The organism is Lichenihabitans sp. Uapishka_5 (assembly GCF_033947565.1).
Lineage (GTDB): Bacteria > Pseudomonadota > Alphaproteobacteria > Rhizobiales > Beijerinckiaceae > Lichenihabitans.
In genome coordinates this window covers 37,120-62,783 of record NZ_JARPVX010000005.1, presented here as the reverse complement: position 1 = coordinate 62,783, position 25,664 = coordinate 37,120, and the positions used below count along the sequence as shown (strand labels likewise).

Genomic DNA, 25,664 nt, shown 5'->3' with positions numbered 1-25,664 from the left:
GGAATGGTAGGGCTTTGGTCATGCTTGCCCAGCCGTTCCTGACGCGCGATGCGCTTGCGCGGGTTTTGCGCAGCTTGTTGGAAGCCGAGTGGCGTATGCTGCGCGGCAAAGCGGCGGCAGCCAAGGTCCAGACTGCCGCGGTAAACGACATGCTGCTGTCCAGTCCGGAAGCCTGGGGCTGCGATTCCCTTGATCTTCTGCGCTTGTGCGCGGCCGCGAACGAAATGTTCCACCTGCACAAGGCGGGCGTCGAGCAGGACCTCTTGTCGGCCCCGACCTTCGGTGCCTGGCTTGACGTCATCCAGCGCTCCTGGGGGTCGGGCGACGCCGAGGTGACGTTCTCGACGTCGGGTTCGACGGGCCCCGCCAAGCGCTGCACCCACATGCAAGCCTTTCTCGCCGTCGAGGTCGAGGCACTGGCCAACAGGTTCCGCGATCGCCGCCGCATCGTGGCGCTCGCACCGGCGCACCACATCTACGGGTTCCTGTTCACCGCCCTGATGCCGGACGCCCTCGACGTTCCCTGCATCGAGGCGGAACGCTTCAACATCGCGGCCCTGCGGGCGACCCTTCAACCGGGTGACCTCCTTGTGTCCTTTCCCGAGCGATGGGCCTATCTGGCGTGCAGCCTTCCGGATTGGCCGGAGCAGGTCGAAGGTGTCGTGTCCACCGCACCATGTCCGGCCGAAACGTTGGATCGCTTGGCCGAGCGTGGCCTGGCCCGCATGACGGAGGTCTACGGGTCGTCCGAAACGGCTGGGATCGCCTGGCGGGCCGCACCGGGTGCGTCCTACGATCTGATGCCGCATTGGCAGTTCCTGGAGCCCCAGGACGCCGAGGCCGCTTGCCTCGTCCACCGGGACGGGTCGCATCATAAGCTGATGGACCGCGTGACGCGCATCGGCGACCGTGGGTTCTCCCTCGGCGGACGCCGCGACGGAATGGTGCAGGTCGGCGGTATCAATGTGTCGCCGAGCGCCGTGGCTGGGCGCTTGTGCGAGCGCCCCGGGGTGCGATGGGCCGTTGTCCGGCTCATGCGTCCGGCAGAAGGCGACCGGCTCAAGGCGCTGATCGGTATCGGACCTGACTGCGACGCGAGCGCGACGCTCACGAAGCTCGAGGCCTGGGCGGCGCTCCATCTTGCAACAGCGGAACGCCCCACGGTCTTCACCTTGAGCGCACTCGAGGCGCAACCCGCCAAGACCTTCGACTGGTAAGACGATCGGGTCACGAGCCGTGGCCCGATCACGATCCGACGTATCCTGCGCCTCGACGCAAGCGGTAGCCTCGATACAGGCCGGTCGAGGCGATGTTGCTTGCTGGAACCGTTGTTTTCGAGTCTTGGGGCCTCAACCTCGTGTAGAAATGACGCAGCGATGGGCCAGCTGCGTTAAGACGTCTTGAGCAATGTGGTCGGCATCCTTGCAGGGCCAAGGCGCTACCGAGGCAAATCACTGTCTTCGCCGTGCCGAAACGGAACCCTCAAGCGCCTTTTTCCGAATCCTCGGAAGCGGCGTTGGTGAGCCTATCGGGGCTGAATGGCTTGATCTCGGAAACCTCCTTGCCGACGTTCGAGCACCGCAGCACGGATCTTGGAATCCGACCGGCCTCTGCCTGGTCGGATTTCAACCGGCTGCACGGTGCCAGCGGCGCATCCCGGCTCATCGCGGCATTCTGCGACGACCTCGATGAGGGGGTGATGCTGATCGACCAAGACGCCATGGTCGTTCTTTGTTCGGAGCGGGCCCGGCGGTTGCTCGATCTTCCCGCGGAGCGTTCCGTCGTGGGTTCAAGCCTGTGGCACCTGTTGGCGGGCTTCGGGCCAGACTGGCGCCGCGACCGGAGCCTTTCCGCCGCGCGCTGCATCGCGCTGCTGCGACATGGTGGATCCGTCGCGATCGGGATCCCGGGTGCTGTCGATGACGTGATCTGCCGGGTGCGGATCTTCCCGGGGATCGGCTGGGCCTTCCAGATCGCCGGACGCCCGGACAGCTGCATCCGTCGCGACGACGCCGTCAGGCGCGATCCCACGACCGGCCTTCCCGATCGCGCGACCTTCCTGCTTGCCTTGGAGCAGGCCTCAGGCGCGGCCGGGCATGCTGTCCTGTCCCTGACGATCGAGCGGTTCCGGGCCGTCAACGACACCCTCGGCCGTGCCCTCGGCGACGCGATCATGCGCGTCGTGGCGGCACGCTTGCGCACCACCCTGCGGTGCGGCGATGCCGTTTCGCGCCTCGATGGCAGCGGTTTCGCGATCTTGCAGCGGAACGTGGCGGAGGCGGCCGATGCCGAGCGGCTCGCGGCGCGGATTGTCGACCTCGTGGGGCGGCCGATCGTGCTCGACGGTCACCTCATCAGCATCTCGGCCAGCGTTGGTATTGCGCTCGCGACCGAGCCAGGGTGCGACCCGGTCCTGCTGCTCAAGCGGGCCGAACTCGCGCTCAGCGCCGCGAAACGGCATCCAGCCCGCAAGCTGCTTGTCTTCTCGCCCGGCATGGAACAGTCGGACCAAGCGCGACGAACGCTCGAGATCGACCTTCGCCGGGCGCTTGTGCTTGGTCAGTTCGAGCTCGAATACCAGCCCCAGATGGATCTCGACAGCGGCAGGCTCGTGGGCTGCGAGGCGCTGATCCGCTGGCGCCACCCGACGCGCGGCACGGTCGGCCCAAACGAATTCATCCCGCTCGCCGAGGAGCTCGGCCTCATCGTGCCGATCGGCGCATGGGTGTTGCGGGTGGCATGCCAGAACGCCGCCGGCTGGCCGGGAAACGTCGGGGTCGCGGTCAACCTTTCACCCGCACAATTCGACAGTCCGGGACTGGTCGATGCCGTGCAGGCGGCGCTTGCGGCGTCCTGCCTCGATCCCCGTCGCCTCGAGCTCGAGATCACCGAAGGTTTGTTGTTGCGGGAAAGCGCGTCGAGCTTCGCGACGCTCGATGCCCTGCGTAAGCTTGGCGTCAGCATCGCGATCGATGATTTCGGCACAGGCTACGCCTCGCTGAGCGTGTTGCGCGCCTTTCCGTTCGACCGCATCAAGATCGATCGCTCCTTCGTGTCCGGCAATGCGGCCGATGAAAAGTCGAAAGCGATCGTTCGCGCCATCGTGGAGCTCGGCTCGAGCCTCGGGATGAGCACGGTCGCGGAGGGGGTCGAAACGGCCGAACAGATGCAAAGCATCCGGGCGGGCGGCTGCACCATGATCCAGGGCTATCTGATCGGACGCCCCATGCCGGCCCATGCAGTGGCGGTGCTGTTGGCGGAAGGCGCGGACGGGCGTGCGGTCGCACCCGAACACGGCGAGGCATGAGGAATGAGCCACGTGTATCGATTGATCTACATGAGCCGGAGCGCCGCCGCGCAGCAGGACGCGCTCGCCGAAGAGGTGCGGGACATTCTGGCCGCGTCCCGCCGCAACAACCTGCGTGTCGGCATCACGGGGGCGCTCGTGGTCAATGCCCGCGCCTTTGTGCAAGTTCTTGAAGGGTCGCGTTCAGCGGTCGAGGAAACATTCGAGCGCATTCTTTGCGACACGCGGCATGAAGCGATCAGCGTCCTGCAATGCGAGACGGTGTCGGGCCGCATCTTCGCCGGGTGGGACATGGCCAGTGTCGAGCGGTCGGAGCGTGGGATCACGCTGCTGAAGACGCTTTCACCCGAAGCGGCGCGCAGCTTTAGTCCGACCGAGGGCGACCGGTTCTGCGCCACGCTTCTGGCCATGGTGCGCGCCGATAGCGGACCAGTGGCACCTCTACCGTCACGAGCGCGGGAGGATGGCGGCCAGCGTGCCGACGCTGAGCCTGATCGTGCAGATAAGGCCACCCTCGCGGCACCGCACCCCGTGACACGCGACACAGACGCGTTGGTGCTTCGGGGCCTGTTGGATGAAGAACGGGAGCGCACCACCGCCTTGCGCCGGGACCTCGACGACGCGCGTGTCGCGCTGGCGCAAGCCCAGGGCGCGCTCGAGGACGCCGGTCGGCACCGGGATATCTGGGCCGATCGCGGCAAGCAGCTCAGGACGAGCCTGGCCGAAACGCGCAACAGCCTCCGATCTGCGCAGCAGCAATCGGAAGGCGTCGAGAAGCGTCTGGGCGCCTGCGAGGCGGAACGGGACCGCCTGCGCGCCCATCGCGACATCTGGGCCGAGCGGACCCGGACCCTCGCCGCTACATTGTGCCGTGACCCAGCCACCAACGCCGACGAGGTAAGGCCGCCCGCCGCAATGGATGGTGTACGCCTAAGCGTCGTGCCGAACTGAGCCGGCGGCGATCCGAGACCAAGGGAGAGATCGAATGCTGTCCGAGAAGAGTTTCGATGGCGCCGCACAGGGAGCATCGTCGGGCTTCGCCGCGATTTCCATCCAACGCCTCGACGCCCTGCGGTCTGACGAGATGGACGCGTTGCCGTTCGGCGTCGTGGGCCTCGATGCGGCAGGGTTGGTCGAAGTGTATAACAGCACTGAATCGAAGTTGGCCGGCATCCCGCAATCCATCGTGATCGGCTGGGAGTACTTCGCCGAAACGGCGCAATGCATGAATAACTTCATGGTGGCACAGCGCTTCGAGGACGAGGCGGAGATCGACGACATCATCAACTATGTGCTCACGCTTCGCATGCGGCCGACCCCGGTCCGTCTCCGACTGCTCAAGTCGGCGTCGATCTCTCGCCGCTATCTGCTGATCGAACGCTGAGGGCGATGATGACCGAGGATGCTGACGCGCAACTCGCGAGCTTGATGCAGTTCCTTTATTCGTGTCCGATCGGCCTCATCGACTTCGACCCGAACGGCGAGATCGGCCTGATCAATCCCAAAGCCATGCAGATGATGCAGACGGTTGCGCCTGCCACCCTGTGCATGAACGTCTTCACGCTGTTCGAGCATTGCGGACCGGAACTCCGCAATCTGGCACAAACCTTCGCACCCAGACGCGGCACGGTCTGCGAGCAGAAGCGCATTTTCGTCCATGGCGGTCACGGCCCGGGCCAGAGCGACGCCACCGTGTTCGAATGCACGATGCTGAAACTCAGCGATGCACGCTACCTCGCCACCCTCACCGACGTATCCCGGCAGGTGGCGCAAGAGCTGCAGCTCAAGCAGGCGGAGGTCTGGTTCTCGTCGCTCGTCGAATGCGCCGACGACTTCGACGTGCTTTCGCTTGACGCGTCCGGCCGGGTCGATGGTGTGAGCGACGCCTATCTCGAGAAGACGGGGTTGCCCCGTGAAGGCGTGATCGGCAACTTCCCGGATTCGTTCCCGACCGAAGGCGCGGGCGAGTCGGGCGGCGGCATCGCCGGCATTCTCGACCAGGCGCGACGGGACGGCTGGCATCTCGATGAAAGCTGGCATCAAACGATGGGGAAGGATGGCCGATGGTGCCAACGCCTCGTCGTCGTCCGTCACGTCGGCGACATCGATGCCCTGCTCCCACCCGACGCTTCCACCGGCTATGTGCTTGTGTTGCGGCCCATGTCCGGACGCCGCTTCGACGTGGCGCGGCTCCGGCACATGCTGCAGAACGATTTCCTCACCGGCGCCTATAATCGGGCTTATTTCTACGAGGCAGCCGAGCGTGATCTCAAGCAGGCCACACGCCGCGACACCGCCCTCTCGCTCATCATGCTCGACATCGACCGCTTCAAAACCATCAACGACACCCATGGTCACGGTGTCGGCGACGAGGTGCTCAAGGCGATCGCCTCGATTTGTCAAGCAACGGTGCAGAAACAAGGAATATTTGCACGCCTTGGCGGCGAGGAATTCGGCGTCTTGATGATGGTTGACTTGGAAACCAGTTGCCACATGGCAGAGCGTATGCGGCAAGCAATCGCCGACACCGCCATCGCGACGGCCTCCGGCGCGATCCACGTCACAGCAAGCTTCGGGTGCTCGCAACTGACCGTCGCCATGCGCTCGCTGCATTCGCTCCTGAACGACGCAGACGCGGAGCTTTACAAGGCAAAACGGGAGGGACGCAATCGGGTCTCTTCTAAGCTGTCAACTTCGAACCAGCCTAATCTCCAGCCTGTTCAGTTGATGGATCGAAGCTGATTACGACTTCACGGCTATGGCAGGCAGTGTTCATTGAAAGCGCGAGCCGATGAATAGCCTGTCTTAGCACTAACGTTACTCTAGCCGCTCAGGTTTAAAGCAAAGCAAGGAGGTTGTACCGTGATGAATTGGAAAGATTCAATAAGGTGCTAAATCTGCTGCTATTTAACAACTTTATTACGGTCTCAAATTGGCGAAATCTCCAGACTACAATCTCGTTGAAGGAAGTTGTCCAGCGCCGTCATACACAGTATCACCCATTCCCGATCACATCGATTCACCTTCTGCGAACATAGCATTGGTCAGAAAGGCGATTTGTGTCCTGTTCTTGGCGTGAAGCTTTTTCATGATGTGACGAACATGAACCTTCACCGTGCTCTCGCACATATTCAGTTCATAGGCGATGACCTTGTTGGGCGTGCCTTTCCGCAGGGCCTTCGCGACAAGAACTTGGCGCGGCGAAAGCCCGTTGACGCTAGCATGGGTGGCAACCACCGGCGTTTGAGCAGACGCCGAGAGATGCTGCAGACTTGAAGCTGGAACGAAGATCCCGCCGGAGTTGACAAGGTGTATAACCTGTACCAGCACCTTAAGACTCAATGTTGGAACGACGTATCCTTCAGCACCGATCTCCAAAGCCCTAAGAACTTGACTATGATGCTCATGGCTTGCGCAAATGATGAAGCGTGGTGCGGGGTCGAGGCTTTTTATTCTGCTGATCCGCGCCAGATTGCCCTTGTCGGGTGACGTCAACTCGTCATCGGCGAGGAACAGAAGTAAAACACGATCATGCCTCCAGGCAGGGCACGTGAGCCACGCGTCAATCGACGTATGAAACGAAAAGCGGGCACAGGGCTCCGCGGCGGCCAGGGCTGCAGTGAGAACTTCGCCAAACAGCGATGACGGACCGATCAGTGCAACGCCAAGACTGCGCCGTTCAGCGATATCGAGCAACACTTGCGTTCCCTCGCCGGCTCTAATATTACCACCAAATGTTAGATCTGGAGCAATCGCAAACGCACTCATAATTTACTCCGTGCAATCGGTTTACTATCTCTTAAATATTGGCAGTCCCTAAAAACAGCGGAAATTTAGCATTGTTGTTGGGTCGTGACAACTCGTCGCTGCTGAATAAAGTCGCAGCTCTAGTCAATTGATTTGTTTTAGAGAATCAGAAATAAAATTGAAATCGTCATTGGAACTACGCCTTTTGTCGTATATGCGCTTCCTTCGATTGAATTCTGCGGCATGATCGTAGTGTCGCTGCGGAATGGAAATCTGCTGGATGGACGGCGCTAGCCGCCGATCGAAGTCGACAAAGAGGTCAGACGCTGAACCGATCTACATCGCGCTGTCGCGACTGAGCAGCGGCCATCCTCTTTCGCCAGCCTCTAGCCTTATAGGGATCGCTGGGACGAGAGTGTGATTAAGCCGATCCAGCCAAGGGATCGAAGCAGTCGCAGCACGCGCAGTCGACCCTGTGCGAAGTCATTGTTTTTTTGCTTCGAAATCAGAGCGCGGCCTTCATTGTCCTGCGCCGGCATCCTGACCGGGCCTTCTACTCGACTATTGTGCAAGAGCCCCAAGGTGATCTCGACGTGCCGATGATGCCGCGTCGCTTTATTCCACATGAGACGCCCCGCCGTCACTGGCGGATCGCCCGAATCCAGGCGGGCCCTCGTCGGGGAGCGACAGGATGACCTTCACCGTATCCCCGGGTTGGAGCTTGCCATCCTCTCCGACCTCGGAGGACTCCGATCCCGAGGGGGTGGGGCGCACGATCTCGTAGTGGACGGCCAGCCGGCTTTTGCGCGAGCGTGCCTCGGTCAGGCCCGGCGCTGAGGCGGACTCGGCCAAAAGCCTCCGGGTGGTGATTGCCTTGGCCGTCAATCCATCGATCTTCAGCTGCGTGTCGCGCAATTCGATCGACGCTTCCGTGGTCCGGTTGTTGGCGAGCTCAACAGAGGCAAGGTCAGCCTTACTCATCTCTTCCTGAACCCGCAGCTTGCTGGTTTGCATGCTCAAACGGTCACCCTGGATCTGAGCCACGGACCGTTCGAGCGCCAGTTGCCGTGGTGCGACCACCATGCCCTTCTCGACGAGGGACGACACGCCCGCGAGTTCCTTGTTGATCAGCTGCAGTTGCGTATCCACCGTGGTGAGTTGCGCATCGAGGCTTTCGCCTTCCTTGACCAGGAAGTTGCGAAGCATCTGCAAGGTTTGCGATTGCGTCACGAACGAGTGCTGCCGCGCCTTGAAGATCTGCGCTTCGACCTGGGACACGGCCGATGCAAGGGGCGGCGCCCCGTCGTGGCTCCGCTCGGGCGGCAGTTGAAACATCGCGTCGCCGGCGATCTCTGCCTGCAGCCGGGCGCGCCGGACCAGCAGCGCATCCCGGTCCTGGGCGACCTGCATGAGATCCCCTTCCGCCGAGATGATCTCACGCGTCATCTGGGACAGGCTGGCATCGGCCGGCCTCAACAGCCCGCCCGCGATCGAAAGGGCCTCGAGGACGGTCAGGCCTGGGCGGTAGGGATAGGGGCCCGGGCGCGACACGTCACCGTTGACGAAGAACGGGCGGTACTGGACGACGTCGATCGACGTGTCGGGCGGCGCGGCGAGATTCATACGACCGCGCAAGCGGTCGGCGATAAGGCGGGCCACCTCGTCGACCGACGAACCATTGACCGGCACATCGCCGGCCAGGGGGACCGACAAGATCCCCGCCGCGTTGACCGTGAATTCGTCGTTCAGAGCCTTCCATTCGAAAACCTCGTCCTGCGAGGCACGCCATTCGAAGACCTTGATGCGGACCTTATCCTCGGGCCCGAGCAGGTACTTCGGCAGCGCCGCCGGCTGCTGCGCGAAACCTGTCGAGGTCGGCAGCACCGCAAAAATGGCGGCCATGCAGCACCGGCGGAGACCGACACCGGCCGCTGCGGCCCGGCTGCGCCGATGCGTCTTAATGAAAGTCATGCGCCCAGGGCCCCCTTGGCGACAACGCAGGGACGATCCCCTTAGAGTTGTCGGATGTATTCCGGCTCGATGCGGCCTTTGGCGAGGTGGAAAAGGCCGATGGCATTGCCTTTGAGCCGGCCTCGACGGTCCACGTGGGCTTCCGACCACAGACTTCGGACGAGGTTGACGCAGATGTTCCGCAGCATCAGTCGCAAACCGAAGTCCGCCGGCATGCTGCCCTTCCGGATCAGGTAGGCCGGGTTGGCCACCTGCGAATAGCCGAACCGGATGCCGCTGACCCGGCCGGCCTTGAACCCGAGGTGGACGCCGAACAGGTCGGGCATCCTGATCACGCGACCGCGGGACCGTAGCCGGCTCGCGAAATCGACGTCCTCCTGCCAGCCATAAAGGGCCAGGCGCTCGTCGAACCGCGTGTCGGCGATCGACGCCGTGCGGATCGACATGTTGCACCCGTAGGCGCCGATCTCGTCGATCGCCAGCCCGCCAGGCGAGGCGCCCTCCTCAAGCACCCGCAAGGCCATCAGGCCTTCCTCAAAGGTCAATCCGACACCCTGGACGCCGTCGACCTCGGCATGGCCCATGATCACGGCGGCATCGTCATGGCGCTGGAACGCCGTGACGACGCGGTCCAGGTAGTTGTTCGCCGGAAGGAAGTCGTCGTCGAGAAACGTGACGACGTCGCTCCACGCAAGGACGTGGCCGAGGGCATGGTTGCGCTGCGCGCAAAGCCCCGAAGCACCGGTCACGACGTTGAGCGCGAAGGTTTGCGCCTCGTAATGTGGGACGTGGGACAGGTCGGGCGCCGAAACGATGACCATCTCGGGCGAACGTTGCTGTTCCTCGAGGTGGCTCAAGAGGCAACGGAGGATCTCGGGCCGTCCATAAGTCGCGATGACGACAACAACTCTCATCGATGCGGACCCATGCCTTGGCCCAAGACCAAGAAACGACTTTGGATCGGATGTGCGAGCAGCCGGGCTGCGCACTTCGGGTCCGACGCATGATCTTTATGCGGGCCGGCCTCCCCTTGTGTCTTTCTTCAGCCGTTCGTCGGTTGGCCTACGCCTATCGGAGTAAGCGTCGGCGCAAAGGCTCACCGCCCGCCACGTTCAGGGTCTGAGATGATGGGTCATCGACCCACCCTCCCCCCTTTGCTGCTGTTCAAGACGATGACGCCCCTTCTCGAAGCGCGCAGCGCGGTGCTGCCTTTCCGCCCCGTCGACATGACCGAAGCCTTGCAGGCCCGCAGCACGTCGATGGCGATCGTCCACGACTGGTGTCCGTCGTATCGTGGCGGCGAACGCGTTCTGGCCGAACTTTGTAAGCTGACCGACGCGCCCGACGTCTTCACGCTGTTCGATTTTCTGCCGTGCGACGTCAAAGAAGCGCATTTCGCTTCGGCAACATTCCACACTTCGATCGTCAACCGGCTCCCCTGGGTCGAACGCTATTACCGCGCCCTGTTCTTTCTTTGCCCCTTCCTGATCGAACAGTTCGACGTCACCGGGTACGATGTCGTGATGTCGTCTTCCGCCGCCTTTGCCCGTGGCGTGATCACCCGGCCGGATCAGCCGCACCTGTGCTACGTGCACAGCCCGATGCGTTACGCCTGGGACGAGCAGTTCTCTTATCTGGCACAGGGGCGGCTCGGGTTCGGCCCGAAAGGCCTGCTATACCGCGCGATGCTGCATCATCTGCGGACCTGGGACACGCGCACCGCCCACGGCCCGGACCTGCTCCTGGCCAACTCGCATTTCGTCAAGGCGCGGATCGAGAGGATTTATGGCCGCAAGGCCGAGGTCGTGGCGCCGCCCGTCTCGCTCGACGAACTGACGGTCGAAACCGAGAAGGACGATTATTACGTTTCGGCCTCGTTCCTCGCGCCCTACAAACGTATCGACCTCGTCGTGCAGGCCTTCAATTCCATGCCGTCGAAACGCCTGATCGTCGTCGGCGAAGGGCAGCAGGCCAACGCGTTACGGGCCATGGCGGGCCCCAACGTCGTTTTCACGGGCTATCTGCCTCGTCTGGCCTTTGTGGCCATGCTGGCGAAGGCGCGCGCGCTGGTTTTCGCGGGCTGCGAGGATTTCGGCATCACGCTGGCCGAGGCGCAAGGGTGCGGCACGCCCGTCATCGCCTTCGAGCGCGGCGGCGCGAACGACATCGTGCGCCCGCTCGGCCGCAGCCGGCGTCCGACGGGGATCCTGTTTCGCAGACAGACCGCGGAAGCGGTCTGTGAGGCGGTCAGGGATTTCGAGCGGGACGCGGGTGAGATCACGCCGGCCGCCTGTCGCGCCAACGCCGAGCGGTTCTCGACAACGATCTTCCGGCACGCCGTCAGCGAGGCGATGGGCCGGGCGATCGAGATGAAGAGCCGGCAATTGCATCTCGGACGGACATGGGATTGAGGCGCCGTTGAGCCCTGCCGCGCGGCGAGGGCGGCGGGTCGCTGCCAGACCCGTGATCCCCGCCATGCCGAAGATGTCACTTCCCTCCGGCTGCGATCATGCGCTGAACGGTGGCGAAGGCCGGCTTGGCCTCGCCCAGAGACCAGCCGCTGTCGCCGAGCTTGCGCAGATGCACGAGCCCCATGAACGCTTCGTCGCTCGTGCCCCAATACGCCTCGTCGCAAAGCTCGTACACATAGGCGGCCTCGATCGAGTAGACCGGTGCCAGCCGCCGGAGATCGGCCATCGTGGCCTCGAGGCTCGCGGCCTGCATCGTTTCGCCATCCTTGTTGCTGCCGGTCGGGTGGTTGAATTCGGTGACCCAGATCGGCTTGCCGAACCGGCTCAAGCGCTTGAAGGCCCATTCGGGATCGGCGCCATAAAGGTGCCAGACCGAGATATCCCAGGCGACCCCGGCCTCGTGCATGCGGTCGAAGATTCCGGTGTGGCCCCATCCGGCGGACCCCATGGCGCGACGCGCCCCGGGGTCGGCGAGGGAAACGCCGTCCGACAGGCCGCGCAGGACCGCCAAGACCTTGCGGACGCGCGGCCCGGCATAATCCAGTGCCTCGACGCCGCCCGCCGGACCCCAGGCGCATGGGTATTGGGTGCCGTCGTCCCGCATGTCGCACGGCTTCAGGATGGCGAAGTTTTCGGTCTCGTTGCCAAGCTCCCACACGGGGACCTCGCCCTTGAAGAGGTCGACGACGATCTTGGCGAACTGCCGGGACTGCGTGTAGAGCGCATCGTCGGACTGGACCTTCAGGTCGACCGGCGGGATCAGCACGGGGAGAATCGTCAAGCCGCGCGCCTTGGCGGCATCCACCAGGCTGCGCAGCCGGTCGAGTTGGGTGAACGCCGTGACATCGACCCTGTAGGACCGCAAGCCGGCCGACAGCAGCAGGTCGAGCTGCTGGTCGAGGCCGATTCCGGGGTAGGACGTCAGCGGATGGCCGTTGACGCCCCACAGCGGTTCGGCCGCCATACCGGCACTCGAAGTCGCCCAGAGCCCGATGGCCAGGAGTGCCGCCGCGAGGGGCCGCAGCCGTCCGACGGGACCGACGCCCAGGCGGGATCGGTCCGGTGGTGTCGTATCGGTCACGTTTCGCTCCACGCCGTTTCGCGCTCATCGGCTCGCCCGAGCGTGCCACGAGCGGCCCGCCGCCTTTGCGACGGCGAAGGGTCGAGGCGTGTCAGAACGAGGTAGCGCGCTCCTCCGTTCGGCCAGTCGTTTCGTCCCTTTTGCACCGTGGGGGCACCCTGCCGCTGTCGTGAAATGGGTCGGTCGGGGCGTCGTGCTCCGCCTTGTCAGCGACGATGCCGGCCATGCTCTCTCCAAACGCAGTCACGGTCGACGTTCTCTTTGAGGACATCGCGCGGCGCATGCCGGAAGCCATTGCCCTCAAAGGCGACGCCGGGAACGCGCTCAGCTACGCGGCGCTCGATCGTGAGGCCGACGGCTTCGCGCGCTTCCTTCACGCGCAGGACGTCGGTCATGGGGACGCCGTCGTGCTCCTCGCGGGCCGCTCGGTGGGCGCCATCGTGGCTCTCCTCGGCATCCTGAAGACCGGGGCCCTTTATGTGCCGCTTGATGTCGGGGAGCCACCCGCCCGCCGCGACCGCATGCTCAAGGACAGCGCGCCACAGCTTGTCCTCACGGCCGATGGGGTGGGGCTGGACGACATCCCGGGCCGGCGCGTGTTCCACCTCGAGCACGCCCTGACGCTATCGAGACAAACATCCGGCCCCCGCGTTTCGCGGTCGACCACCCCCGGCGACATCGCTTGCGTGATGTACACTTCGGGATCGACGGGGCAGCCGAAAGGCGTATTGGTGCCGCATCGCGCCGTGGCGCGCCTCGTCCAGGGGCAGTCCTACGCCCCGTTCGGCGCCGGCGAAACCTTTCTCCATCTGGCACCCCTGGCGTTTGACGCCAGCACCTTCGAGATATGGGGCGCCCTGCTGAACGGCGGCTCGGTCGCAGTCGTGGCCGAAGCGCATCCGTCTCTCGACACGGTCGTCGAAGCCATCGCCCAGCACGAGGCGACCGTGGCCTGGTTCACGGCCGGGCTCTTCTCGCTGCTGGTGGATCACCGGATCGAGGGTCTAAAACCCCTCAAGTGCATTCTCGCGGGCGGTGACGTGCTGTCCGCGCGCCATGTGGCGCGGGCCTATGCGGGCCTGCCCGATTGCGGGATCGTCAACGGCTACGGCCCGACCGAGAACACCACCTTCACCTGCTGCTACCCGATCCCGCGCGAGGGCTGGGGCACAGGCGCCGTTCCGATCGGGCTTCCGATCGCCGAAACGGGCGTGCACCTCCTCGACGAGGCACTGCAACCCGTCCGCCCGGGAGACCCCGGCCAGATCGCCTGCGCGGGCGCAGGACTCGCGGCCGGCTATCTCCACAGGGAGGATCTGACGGCCGAAACGTTCGTCATGATCGAAACCGGGCCCGGCTGCCGCGAACGCGTCTACCTCACGGGGGATCTCGGGCGGCAGCGATCCGACGGCGTCGTCGAATTCCTGGGCCGGATCGACACGCAAGTGAAAATCCGCGGCAAGCGCGTCGAACTCGGCGAGATCGAGAATGCCTTGCGAAGCGATCCCGCGGTGCTCGATGCCGTCGTGGTGGCCCGGGACGCGCCGCCGGACGGCAAGCGGCTGAGCGCCTATCTGGTGCTGGCCGGCCCGGCAGCGATCGATCCCAACCGGGGCAAGCGGGCCCTGGCGCGGCTGCGCGGCATGCTGCCCGACCACATGATCCCGATCGAGGCGGCCGTGCTGGACGCCTTGCCGCTGACCACGAACGGCAAGGTCGACCGTGCGCGCCTGCCGGCCATTGCGCCCATCGCGGCGCGCCCGTCCCGGGACGCCGCGGGATCGGCCTGGGTCGAAAACAAGGTCGCCGCACTCTGGGCGGAGACGCTGTGCGGCCCGGGCCAGGACACGCACTCGGACTCGCACCAGGACTTGGATCGAGACTTGGACCGCGACGCCAATTTCTTCGACCAGGGTGGCAGTTCGCTGACCTTGATGGCGCTGCATGCTGCGCTCCGGTCGGCCCTTTGCCCCAGGCTGTCGCTGATGGCGGTGTTCCAACACACGAGCGTCCGGGCCCTTGCGCGCCACATCGAGGCCCTCGACGGCGTGATGCCGCTGGGCGCCTCCGCCGACATCCCCGTGCCCGCCACCCTCGAAGGAGCCCTGCCCCGGTGACCCTATCGACAGCAGCCCGCGAAACCTCCTCCCGAGACCCGTCCTTCGAACCGATCGCCATCATCGGCATGGCGGGGCGCTTCCCCGGGGCCGGCACGGTCGAGGCGTTCTGGCGCAACATCGTCTCGGGTGCCGACACGATCAGCCGCTTCGCGCCCGACGAGCTCGAGGGCGCCTTCGAGGCCGATGTTCTCGCATCGCCGGCCTTCGTCCCGGCACGCCCGATCCTGGCCGATCCCGACCTGTTCGACGCGGCCTTCTTCGGCATGTATCCGCGCGAGGCCGCGCTGACGGATCCCCAGCATCGGATCTTCCTGGAGATTGCCTGGGAAGCGCTTGAGGCGGCGGGCTACGATCCCGCCGCTCCGGGGCCGACCATCGGGGTCATGGCCGGCTGCAGCCTCAACACCTACTTCCTCAACAACGTGTGCGCCGACCGACGCACCATCGAGGCATTCACCTCCACGTTCCAGCTCGGCGACTATCCGGTCCTCGTCGGCGCCGGCCAGGATTTCCTCTCGACGCGCGTGGCCTACAAGCTCGATCTACGCGGCCCGGCGATGACGCTCGGCACGGCCTGCTCGACCTCGCTGACGGCCGTGGTGCAGGCCTGCCAGGCGCTCCAGCTCCGACAAGCCGACATCATGCTGGCCGGCGGAGTTTCGATCACGTTTCCGCAAAAGCGCGGCTATCTGCACCAGCCGGGCGGCATGGCCTCGGCCGACGGCACCTGCCGCCCCTTCGACGCCAAGGCGAGTGGAACCGTGTTCGGCAGCGGCGCCGCCGCCGTGGTGCTGAAGCGGCTTAACGATGCGATTGCCGATCGCGACACGATCCATGCCGTGATCCGCGGGGCGAGCAGCAACAACGATGGCAGCCGCAAGGTCGGCTTCACGGCCCCCAGCATCGACGGACAGGTCGATGTCATCCGCGACGCGCAGGCCCGCGCCGGGATCGAGGCCCGCTCCGTCGGCTACGTCGAATGCCACGGCACCGCGACGCCGCTCGGCGACCCGATCGAAGTGGCGGCCCTGGTCCGGGCCTTCTCGGCCTCGACGGCGGATCGCGGCTTCTGCGCGCTGGGATCGGCCAAGGCCAACGTCGGCCATCTCGATGCGGCGGCCGGCGTCACCGGGCTGATCAAGGCCACGTTGGGCGTGCGAGACGGCGTGATCCCCCCGCTGGCGCATTTCGAGACGCCGAATCCCCTGCTCGAGCTGGAAGGCAGCGCCTTCGTGCTCGACGCGCACGGGCGCCCCTGGCTCGATGGCGACGGACCGCGGCGCGCCGGCGTGACAGCCCTGGGGGTGGGCGGAACCAACGTCCATGTGGTGATCGAACAGCCTCCGCCCGACACTCTCGGTCGGCAGGCGGATACGTCCGCAGCGGCCCCGCTCTGCGTGTTGCCCGTTTCGGCCCGCTCCCCGGCCGCCTTGGCGCGCAGCGTAGCGGCTCTTGCGCTCCATCTCGAGACGCATCCCGACCTCGACCTTGCCGATGTGGCGCATACGCTGCAGCGCGGCCGGCGCGCCTTCGCACACAGGACCGCCGTGATCGGCCGTCACTCGCAGGATGCGATCGCACGACTCAGCGATGCAAAGCGCCCGACAGGGGAAGCGGAAGGTCAGGCGCCACGCGTCGTCTTCATGGGCCCCGGTCAGGGAACGCAGCACGCCGGCATGGGGCGCGACCTTTACGGCGCGGAGCCGGTGTATCGCGCCATCATCGATGACGGCCTGGGCCTGTTGGAGACAGGGCTTGCCGGACAAATCCGCGACCTCCTGCATCTCGCCCCCTCGACCATACTGCCACCCGAGGCGCTGCATGCCACGGCCTTGGCGCAACCGGCCCTTTTCCTCACGCAATATGCGACGGCGCGGCTCTGGATGAACTGGGGGATCGTGCCCGACGCCTTCGTCGGGCACAGCATCGGCGAGCTCGTTTGCGCGGCGCTCAGCGGCGTTTGGACCTTTGGCGACGCGCTCAACTTCGTGGCCGAGCGGGGGCGCCTGATGCAGACCATGGCACCGGGCGGCATGATGGCGGTCCGTTGCGGCGAAGCTGAACTCGACGCGCTGCTGCCGGACGAGCTTTCGATCGCCGCCATCAACACGCCGCGGGGCTGCGTGGTGTCCGGCCCGCACGAGGCGCTGGACGCCTTCAGGCGCGCGCTCGATGCGAACCAGGTGGCGCACCGCCCCGTGCAGGCCTCGCACGCTTTCCACTCCGCCATGATGGATCCCGTCGTGCCGGCGCTGGAACGGTATCTCGCCGGCGTGTCCTTCGGCGCGCCGACGATCCCCTTCGTGTCCGGGCTCACGGGCGATTGGGCGGAGCCGGACCTCGTCTGCACGCCGGGCTACTGGGCCCGCCATTGCCGCTCGACCATCCGCTTTTCCGAGGCCCTCGCAACGGCAGTCGGCTCCGACAGGCCCGTCCTGATCGAGATGGGCGCCGGCCGCACCTTGAGCCGGTTCGCGGCCGGCATCGTGCCGAAGGCCGCCACGCGCGGACTGCTGCATTCGCTGCCCGACGGCCGCGAGAATGGTAACGGGTGCGACACCATCCGGGGTGCCGTGGCCAGCCTCTGGATGGCCGGCGGCACGCCGGATTGGGAAGCCATGGACACCGGGCGGCGTCGCCGCATTCCTTTGCCCACCTACCCGTTCGAACGCCAGACCCACTGGATCGAGGCGCCCCGCCCCCTCGACCGTGGTGTTCCCGTCTCCGCCGTGAACCCGGCGGCGCCCTTTCCCATCGTGCCGGAAGCGCCAAACATGACGGTAGCCAACCCGACCATCGAGCCAGCCACGCCGCCGATCGCGCCCCGAAGCGCGCGCGTCAAAGCGCAGCTCTTGAGCCTGCTGCAGGGTCTGTCCGGCGACACGCTGGACGACGACTCGCATGCGGCGAGCTTTCTCGATCTGGGATACGATTCGCTGTTCCTGGCGCAGGTCGCGACTGAGGTGAAAGCGACCTTCGGCGTCGCCGTGACGTTCCGACAATTGTTCGCGGAATTTTCCTCGGTGGACGCCCTCGCGGCCCATCTCGTCACCGCGATGCCGGCCGACCCGCCGCCCGTCCAGAGGACGGCGCCCGAGGCCGCCCGACCGGCACCGCCGGCCAACGACGGCGCGTCAGCTCCATCCGCCTTGCAAAGCCTGATGCGCGAGCAGCTCGCCGCCCTGCAGGGCCTGTTCGCCCAGCAGCTCGCCGCCATGGGCGCGGTTCCCGCCACCGAGCCCGCCTCTGGGCCGGTAGTGGCGGCCCCCGCCGAAGCCCGAGCCACGATGGCCGATGCGGGCCAGGACGACAAACCGAGCCGGCTGCAGGTTTACCAGGGCGCAAAAGCGGCCAGCGGCGCGATCACGCCTGCGCAGCGCGCCTACATCGACGATCTCACGCGGCGCTACAACGGCCGCACGGCAGGCTCGAAGCAGGCGACGCAGGCCAAACGCGCAGTGTTGGCCGATCCGCGGGCCGCTTCGGGTTTCCGGCAGGATTGGAAGGAGATGGTGTATCCTCTCCTGTGCGTGCATTCCAAGGGCGCGCGGATCACGGATATCGACGGCAACGATTACGTCGATCTCGTCAACGGTTATGGCCAGACGGCTTTCGGCCATTCGCCCGACTTCGTGACAGCCGCGGTCACCGAGCAATTGAACCGGGGCTTCGCCATCGGCCCGCAATCGCCGCTCGCCGGCGATGTCGCGGAGCGCATCCAGCGCCTCACCGGCAACGAGCGGGTCACGTTCTGCAACACGGGGTCGGAAGCCGTGATGGCGGCCATGCGGGTCGCCCGGACCGTGACGGGCCGCAGCACCGTCGTGATGTTCGAGGGCGCCTATCACGGCCAGTTCGACGAGGTGCTGGTCAAGGCCGCGCCTCGCAATGCCGTCGCCGGGGCGTCGCCTGCGGCGGCCGGCATCCCGGCCGCCGCGGTGGCCAACATGGTCGTACTCCCTTACGGCACGGACGAAAGCCTGGCGTGGATACGGGATCATGCCTCGTCCCTGGCGGCGGTTATCGTCGAAGCGGTGCAGAGTCGGCATCCCGCTTTCCAGCCGAAGGCTTTCCTGGCCGAGCTCCGCCGCATCACCGAAGGGTCCGGCACGGCTTTCGTGTTCGACGAGGTTGTGACGGGCTTCCGCGTCCATCCAGGCGGGATGCAGGCTGTCCTTGGCATCCGGGCCGACCTCGCCACCTACGGCAAGGTGATCGGCGGCGGTATGCCGATCGGCATCCTGGCCGGCAAGGCCCACTTCATGGACGCGCTCGACGGTGGCAGCTGGCGCTTTGGCGACGACACCTGCCCAGAGGTGGCGCCCACCTTCTTCGCCGGTACCTTCGTGCGCCATCCCCTCGCGCTCGCGGCCACACAGGCCGTACTCAAACACCTCGAGGCGGGCGGGCCGGCGCTTCAGGATGCGCTCGCGACGCGAACCGCGGGGCTCGTCGCAGCGCTCAACGCCGATCTGGCGCGGCGCGGCGTCAAGACCCGGGTGGAAACCTTCAGCAGCTGGTTCTACTTCAACCCGGGCACCGAGGACCGCCTCGCCAGCCTGTTCTTCCACGAAGCCCGCTCGCGCGGGCTGCACATCCAGGAAGGCTTCCCATGCTTCCTGACCACGGCCCACACGGATGCGGATCTCGACCATATCGGCTCCGTTTTCGCCGCAAGCCTCGACGCCCTGGCGGGCGCAGGCATCCTGGTTGGCGACAAGGACAAGGATGAGGGCGGAACCAGCACGGCCGCGCCGCTGCCCGACAGCGTTCCCTGGACCGAACCGCAGAAGGAGGTCTGGCTTGCGGCCCAGCTCAGCGACGCGGCGTCATGCGCCTTCAACGAATCCGTAAGCCTGACGTTCGCGGGCGACCTCGACGAGGCGGCGCTCGCGGTCAGCCTCGGCCTCCTGGTGGCGCGACACGACGCGCTGCGCGCCACCTTCGACGCGGCGACCGAAACCATGCGGGTCGCGCCCGATGCGACGATCGCCCTGCGCCCTGTGGATGGGCAGACCGGGAGCGGATTGCAGGATGTCCTGACTGAGGAAGCCGCCACACCCTTCGACCTCGAGGGCGGCCCCATGCTGCGCGCGGTTCTCGTCAGGGTGGCGCCCGAGACGCACGTGCTGGTTCTCACGGCGCATCACATCATCTGCGACGGCTGGTCGATCAATATTCTCGTCGGTGAGCTCGCCGAAGGCTACAAGGCGCATGTCGAGGGCCGTTCGGCCTCGCTGCCGGCGGCCCCGCAGTTCCGACGCCACGCCCTCGATCACCACGCCGCGGCCGTCCTGTCACCCGACACGGAGCGGTTCTGGCGCGACGCTTACGCGACGCTGCCGCCGCCGCTCGACCTTCCTGCCGACCACGCCCGGCCAGTCACCAAGTCATTCCGTGGCGCCACCCATCGCGACGCCGTCGACGCCGAACTCTACCGGGGCGTGAAGGCGGCCGGGGCGCGGCAGGGCTGCACTTTGTTCGTCACCCTGCTGGCGGCCCTGCAGGTGCTGTTGTCCCGTTTGTCGGGCGAAGACGATGTCGTCATCGCGGTTCCGACCGCAGGACAAAGCGCCACTGGGGCCGAGGGCCTCGTCGGTCATTGCGTTAATCTGCTGCCGCTCCGCATGCGGATTGCGCGAAACGAGTCGCTGGCGAACCAATTGGGCAGGACGCGCGATGCCCTCCTTGATGCCTTCGAGCATCAGAACATCACCTTCGGCACGCTTGTGCAGCTGCTCGACGTGCCACGAACGCCGAACCGCCTGCCGCTGACGCAGATCCAGTTTAATCTCGAGAAGCTCGCTTCCGGGCCGGTTCTGCCGGGCGTCACCATAACGGCAACGCCGAACGGCAAGGCCTTCAGTAACTTCGATGTGTTCATCAACTTCATCGAGGGGCCAGAAGGGCTGCGGATCGACTGCGACTACAGCACCGACTTGTTCGAGGCCGCGACGATCGCGGGCTGGATGCGCGCGCTGCGCGCCCTCCTGCAGGGGCTCGTCGAAGACGCCCAGCAGCCGATCTGGCAGGCGCCGCTGCTGTCGCCGGCGGAACGGCACTGGATGAGCGTCGAACTCAACGCGACCGAGACGGCCGACTTCGACGATCGCCCGGTGCACGTCCTGGTGGCCGCACAAGCCGCACGGACCCCGGACGCCGTCGCGCTCGTCTGGCGGGACAAGCCGATGACCTATGCCGACCTCGAAGCCTCCTCCAATCGGCTCGCCCGAGCCATCCGAGAGCAGGTCGGGGCGCCCCCTTCCCGCATCGCGGTCGCCACCGCTCGGTCGCCCGCGATGGTCGTGGCCATTCTCGCGATCCTGAAGGCGGGTCACGCTTATGTGCCGATCGACGGTCAGCAACCCGCCGCCCGGCAGCGCATGATCCTCGACGACGCCGCCGTCGCGGCGATCCTCTGCGACACCCCCGAAGTTTCGGCGCTGTTCCCCGACCTGACCTGCCTCGACATCGCGCAGGACAAGTTTCGGATCGACGCCATGCCCCAGGACGCGCTGGCGCCAGCCGCCGGGCCGGACGGCGACGATCTGGCCTATGTCATCTTCACGTCCGGCTCGACCGGCCGACCAAAGGGCGTCGCCATCGCGCACCGGTCGCTGACGAACCTGCTCTGGTCGATGGCGCGCCGGCCCGGCATGACGGCGCAGGACACGCTGCTGGCCGTGACCACGATCGGGTTCGACATCGCCGGCGCGGAGCTGCTGCTGCCGCTCGTGGTCGGCGGCCGGGTGGTGATCGCCGACCGCTCCGAAGTCACCGACGGTTTCGCTCTCGTCAAGCGCATCGCTGATGCGGGCGCGACGGTGGTGCAGGCGACGCCCTCACTTTGGCGCATCCTGCTCGAGGCGGGCTTTGCATCTTGGCCCGGGCTCACCATGATTGCCGGCGGAGAGGCGCTACCCCTCGATCTGGCGCGGCAGCTCCTTGCAGGCGGCGGAACCCTTTGGAACGCCTATGGGCCGACCGAGACGACCATCTGGTCGAGCCTGGGCCAGGTCCACGGCGAGGACGACCCGATCACCATCGGATCCCCCATCCTGAACACGACCTTCCACATCCTCGACGACCGATTGCAGCTTTGCCCCATCGGCGTCGAGGGCGAGCTCTTCATCGGGGGGGCCGGACTGGCCCAGGGGTATTTCAGGCGCGACGACCTGACCATGGCGGCCTTTCGCGAAATCGCGGTGCCGGACCTTGGCTCGCCACGCCTGTACCGGACGGGTGACCGGGTCAGGCGCCTTGCGGACGGAACCATCCAGCACCTCGGTCGCCACGATGGCCAGGTGAAGCTGCGCGGCTTTCGCATCGAGCTCGAGGAGATCGAAAGTGTGCTGCGCCGCTGCCCGGGCGTCGAGGCCGCTGCGGTGGCGTTGCGGACACCGCCCGGCGGAGAGCCGCGGCTGGTCGGCTATGCGGTGACGAAGGACGACGGCATCGCCGCCTGCGCGAGTGACGCGGCGAGGCACCTGCCGGACTATATGGTCCCGAAAGCCTGGATGCGCCTCGACGCGCTACCGCTGACGCCGAACGGCAAGCTCGACCGGCGCGCACTGCCGGATCCGCCTCCGATCGAGATTGCGGCGCAGCGCGCGATGCCCGTCGCGTCGCCGAAGACGCCCCTGCAGGCCGATCTCGTCCGTATCATTGCCGACGTCCTGCACGTCGAGGAGGTCGGGATCGAAGACAACATCTTCGCGCTCGGTGCCGATTCATTGAAGATCTTCCGCATCGCATCCCGTTTGCGCACGGAGAAGATCCCCCTCGATGCCCGTGACCTGATGCAACGGCCCACTGTGGCGTCGCTGAGCGAGGCCATGCCGCCGATGGGTCAGGTCATCGCCATGGACGTGGCCCGTGCCCCGGCGCTTCGCTCCTTCCGTCGCGCCCCCGTGCCGGTCGGAGACGCTGAATGAGCGCCGAAACTTCGGCACTGCTGGCCGAGGCCGCTCCCCTCGCCCCGAACCTGCCCCTCCGTTTTCCCTTGTCGTCGGCGCAGGAGCGATGCTGGTTCATCAACGCGCTCGATCCTGGCACCACGGTGCTCAACATTGCGCTGCGCTGGGAGATCCGGGGCCCCATCGACAGGGAAACGGTTGCGGATGCCTTTGCCACCATCGTGGAGCGCCACGAGGTGCTGCGCACCCGGATCGTCGAAAGCGACGGCGCGCCGATGCAGCAGGTCGAGCCGCCGTATCGGCCGGCGGTCGCCGACATCGACCTGTCGGCGCTTCCGGAACGCCGGCGCGACGAGGAGGCCCTGCGGCTCGGGCGCGAAGAAGCTCATAAGCCCTTCGATCCGGCACGATTGCCGTTGATCCGGGTCACGCTGCTGCGCATGGGGCCCGATCGGGCGCAGCTGCTGCTGACGCTCCACCAGTTGGTGTTCGACGGATGGTCGATCCGGCTGATCAGCCGCGAGTTCGGGCTTGCAGCGCAGGGCCCGGGCGCCAGGGTAGGCCTGCCCGATCTTCCACTGCAATACGGCGATTATGCCGCCTGGCAGGCCGCCTATTTTGCCAGCCAGCACTTCGATCGCGAGATCGGCTTCTGGACCTCCCGCTTGCGCGGGGCGCGCTATTTCGAAGTGCCGGGCGATCGGCCCCGCAAAACGCGACCGACCGCGAATGGCGAGATCATCGCGACGGTGCTGCCCGAAGCGCTCGCGGCCGCGATGATGCAGCGGACGCGGGACAAGGGTGTGACGCCCTTCAGCTTCGGCTGCGCCGTGATCGCCGCGACACTGCACCGCCGCACGGGATCAGAGGATATCGCGATTGCAACCCAGGTGGGCGGGCGCGAGGACCCGGACCTGGAACCGCTGATCGGCGTCTTCATCAACAATCTGGTGCTTCGGTTCGACCTGTCCGGCCAGCCGACCTTCGACACGGTGCTGACGCGCGCGAACCAGACCGTGCAGGACGCGCTCCTGCATCAGGCCATGCCGTTCCACAAGCTGGTCGAGATCCTGAAGCCAGCCCGCGATCCAAGCCGGATGCCGCTGATTTCCGTCAATTTTACGGTTCTGCAAGACGTGATGGAGAACGCGCGTTACGGCGCGATCGAGATCGTCGGCCAGCCGTCGCTTTCGGCCGGTTCGCTGTATGACCTCAACTTCTTCCTGGTGCACTGGTCGACCGGCTGGCGCATGGCCCTCGAATACAACACGGACCTGTTCGACAAAGCGACGGGCGATGCCCTCCTGGCTCTGTGGCGGCAAACCTTCGAAGAGGCGCTGGCAACGGACGGGTTCATGGTGCGGGGGCCCGCCATCCTCCCGGTGCAACCACCGACGCACCCGGCTTTCGCCGAGATGGACGCGGAGCGCGTCCTGATGGCCCATGAGGACGTGGCCGAAGCCGTCCTCGTTATGGTCGGGGGGACGCCGGCCCGGCATGCCTTCGTGACCCTGCGCCCCGACTACGAGGGGTCGATCGCGTCGGCGTCGGCCGGGTTGATGGCCTATCTCGAGCGGACCATGCCGGCCGCCGATGGCCCGCAAAGCCTCGAGGTCCGCATCGCGCTACCACGCCTCGCGAACGGCGCCATCGACGTGTCGGCCCTGGCGGCCACTCTCGATCCGCCTCCGCCTGCGGCCGAGTCATCGAACCGGCCCAGCGCGCCGGACGACGCCACGCTCCAAACCCTGCTCGGCCTTTGGCAGGAGCTTCTTGGCTCGACAAGACTGACGCTCGATTCCGATTTCTTCGAGCACGGAGGTCACTCCCTCCTATCGCTGCGCCTGTTGGCACGCGTCGAACACGTATTCGGGCGAAAGATGCCGGTGTCGACGCTGTTCGCGGCCCCGACGGTGCGGTCCTTCGCGCAGGCCCTCACCGGTCTCAAAGCGCCGGCGGCCGATTGGAGCCTCGTTCCCATTCAGGCGGGCGGGACGCAAACGCCGCTCCTCGTCATCAACAACACCGTCGCCTACTACAATCTGGCCCGCAAACTCGGACCCGACCGGCCCGTCAAGGCCATCCAGATCTTCGATCCCATAGCGCCACGCGCGCTCGGGCCGCGCGACTTCCGCGACATCGTCCAGGACTACGTCGGCTTGATCCGCCAAGCGCAACCCCAAGGTCCTTATGTGCTGATGGGCTTATGCGTGGCCGGGGTGATCGCCTACGAGGCCGCGCAGCAGCTCCGCGACGCGGGAGAAGACGTGCCGCTCGTCATCATGGCGGATAGCTGGCGCCCGGGCTACCTGGCCGAGCTGTCGCGCGTTCGCGGCGCCTTGTTCCGGCTGGCCTACCGGTCACACATCGCCAAACATCATTGGCGCCAGATGCGGCGCGGCGCCACGACCTTGGCGGCCGTACTGCACTCCTATCCCTCGATCCGTCGTAGCGGCTTGCTCACCCTCGCGTCGAAGCTTCGATTGATGTCGCGTGGGCCGCTTGGCCGTGAAGACTGGAGCAACCGCTGGTTTCTGCCGCACCTCGAAGCCGCGCGCGACCACTACAGGCCCGGGGGAACACCGGGTCGTGTCGTGCTTCTGCGGAGCGACGAAGTGGTGACGTCCTTCGTGGGCACACGGATGGGATGGGACCCCGGCATGGTCGAGGCGCTTACGACGCAGCGGGTTCCCGGATGGCACGTCGACATGTTCCAGAACGAAGGCGCCCTGCGGATCAGGGACACGCTCCTTCCCCTGCTCGAAGCGGTCGATCGCGCGGCCGGCTCGCCTTCGCCCGACCGATGACGGAACCCAAGCAACGGGCCACAACCCAGACCTTTGGCGAGGCTCGGCCGCCCGAAACCAATTGGATGCAGAAAGGCAGGCCCGGCCTGAAGCGCCGGGCGATACCGCCGGACACCCAGGCGGCCGAGAACCACCCAGGCGGTTCCGATCGCGACGAGGCCGGTGGTGCGTTCCGAGCGAACCAGAATGCTTCGGCCGAACCGATCCGCTGCCGCTCCTGAGCGTCGCAATGTTAGTCAGGCGG

13 protein-coding genes are annotated in these 25,664 nt (G+C 66.1%); 9 read left to right on the top strand and 4 right to left on the bottom strand.

Features of this window, described 5'->3' with window-relative positions; all coding sequences use genetic code 11:
- Positions 1–20: 20 nt before the first annotated feature.
- The 5 genes from P7D22_RS03645 to P7D22_RS03625 all read left to right on the top strand — a co-directional run bounded on the left by P7D22_RS03645 (position 21) and on the right by P7D22_RS03625 (position 6,049).
- Positions 21–1,217, top strand: coding sequence for an AMP-binding protein (locus P7D22_RS03645; RefSeq protein ID WP_319932854.1), 1,197 nt, complete (start codon positions 21–23; stop codon positions 1,215–1,217).
- 344 nt (positions 1,218–1,561) lie between these two features.
- Positions 1,562–3,307 carry a putative bifunctional diguanylate cyclase/phosphodiesterase gene (locus P7D22_RS03640; RefSeq protein WP_319932853.1) on the top strand — a complete coding sequence of 582 codons (1,746 nt, stop codon included), beginning with the start codon at positions 1,562–1,564 and terminating at the stop codon, positions 3,305–3,307.
- 3 nt (positions 3,308–3,310) lie between these two features.
- On the top strand, positions 3,311–4,258 hold the full coding sequence (locus tag P7D22_RS03635) for a BLUF domain-containing protein (protein ID WP_319932852.1): 948 nt from the start codon (positions 3,311–3,313) through the stop codon (positions 4,256–4,258).
- 34 nt (positions 4,259–4,292) lie between these two features.
- Positions 4,293–4,691, top strand: a complete 399-nt coding sequence (locus P7D22_RS03630; RefSeq protein WP_319932851.1) for a hypothetical protein — start codon at positions 4,293–4,295, stop codon at positions 4,689–4,691.
- Positions 4,692–4,696: 5 nt separating this feature from the next.
- Positions 4,697–6,049, top strand: coding sequence for a sensor domain-containing diguanylate cyclase (locus tag P7D22_RS03625; RefSeq protein ID WP_319932850.1), 1,353 nt, complete (start codon positions 4,697–4,699; stop codon positions 6,047–6,049).
- Positions 6,050–6,316: 267 nt separating this feature from the next.
- Here P7D22_RS03625 and P7D22_RS03620 read toward each other — a convergent pair whose 3' ends face one another.
- The 3 genes from P7D22_RS03620 to P7D22_RS03610 all read right to left on the bottom strand — a co-directional run bounded on the left by P7D22_RS03620 (position 6,317) and on the right by P7D22_RS03610 (position 9,939).
- Positions 6,317–7,075 carry a response regulator transcription factor gene (locus P7D22_RS03620; protein ID WP_319932849.1) on the bottom strand — a complete coding sequence of 253 codons (759 nt, stop codon included), beginning with the start codon at positions 7,073–7,075 and terminating at the stop codon, positions 6,317–6,319.
- A 594-nt stretch (positions 7,076–7,669) separates the two neighbouring features.
- Positions 7,670–8,956 carry a polysaccharide biosynthesis/export family protein gene (locus tag P7D22_RS03615; RefSeq protein ID WP_319932848.1) on the bottom strand — a complete coding sequence of 429 codons (1,287 nt, stop codon included), beginning with the start codon at positions 8,954–8,956 and terminating at the stop codon, positions 7,670–7,672.
- 110 nt (positions 8,957–9,066) lie between these two features.
- Complete coding sequence (locus P7D22_RS03610) at positions 9,067–9,939, bottom strand: glycosyltransferase family 2 protein (protein WP_319932847.1); 873 nt, start codon at positions 9,937–9,939, stop codon at positions 9,067–9,069.
- 312 nt (positions 9,940–10,251) lie between these two features.
- On the opposite strand from P7D22_RS03610, the gene P7D22_RS03605 reads away from it, so the two are divergent.
- Positions 10,252–11,436 carry a glycosyltransferase gene (locus P7D22_RS03605; RefSeq protein ID WP_319932913.1) on the top strand — a complete coding sequence of 395 codons (1,185 nt, stop codon included), beginning with the start codon at positions 10,252–10,254 and terminating at the stop codon, positions 11,434–11,436.
- 76 nt (positions 11,437–11,512) lie between these two features.
- On the opposite strand, the gene P7D22_RS03600 is transcribed toward P7D22_RS03605, so the two are convergent.
- Entirely contained in the window at positions 11,513–12,577 is a 1,065-nt protein-coding gene (locus P7D22_RS03600) for a glycosyl hydrolase (protein WP_319932846.1), read from the bottom strand.
- A 224-nt stretch (positions 12,578–12,801) separates the two neighbouring features.
- Between P7D22_RS03600 and P7D22_RS03595 the strand changes: the two genes are divergently transcribed.
- The 3 genes from P7D22_RS03595 to P7D22_RS03585 are packed head-to-tail and all read left to right on the top strand — an operon-like array spanning position 12,802 to position 25,420.
- The gene (locus P7D22_RS03595; protein ID WP_319932845.1) at positions 12,802–14,694 is read left to right on the top strand and encodes a non-ribosomal peptide synthetase; all 1,893 of its coding nucleotides are present in this window, start codon (positions 12,802–12,804) and stop codon (positions 14,692–14,694) included.
- Positions 14,691–22,631: a non-ribosomal peptide synthetase/type I polyketide synthase gene (locus tag P7D22_RS03590; RefSeq protein WP_319932844.1), complete on the top strand. Its 7,941-nt coding sequence runs from the start codon at positions 14,691–14,693 to the stop codon at positions 22,629–22,631. Before P7D22_RS03595 ends, P7D22_RS03590 begins: the two co-directional genes overlap by 4 nt.
- On the top strand, positions 22,628–25,420 hold the full coding sequence (locus tag P7D22_RS03585) for a condensation domain-containing protein (RefSeq protein WP_319932843.1): 2,793 nt from the start codon (positions 22,628–22,630) through the stop codon (positions 25,418–25,420). Before P7D22_RS03590 ends, P7D22_RS03585 begins: the two co-directional genes overlap by 4 nt.
- The last annotated feature ends 244 nt before the right edge of the window (positions 25,421–25,664 follow it).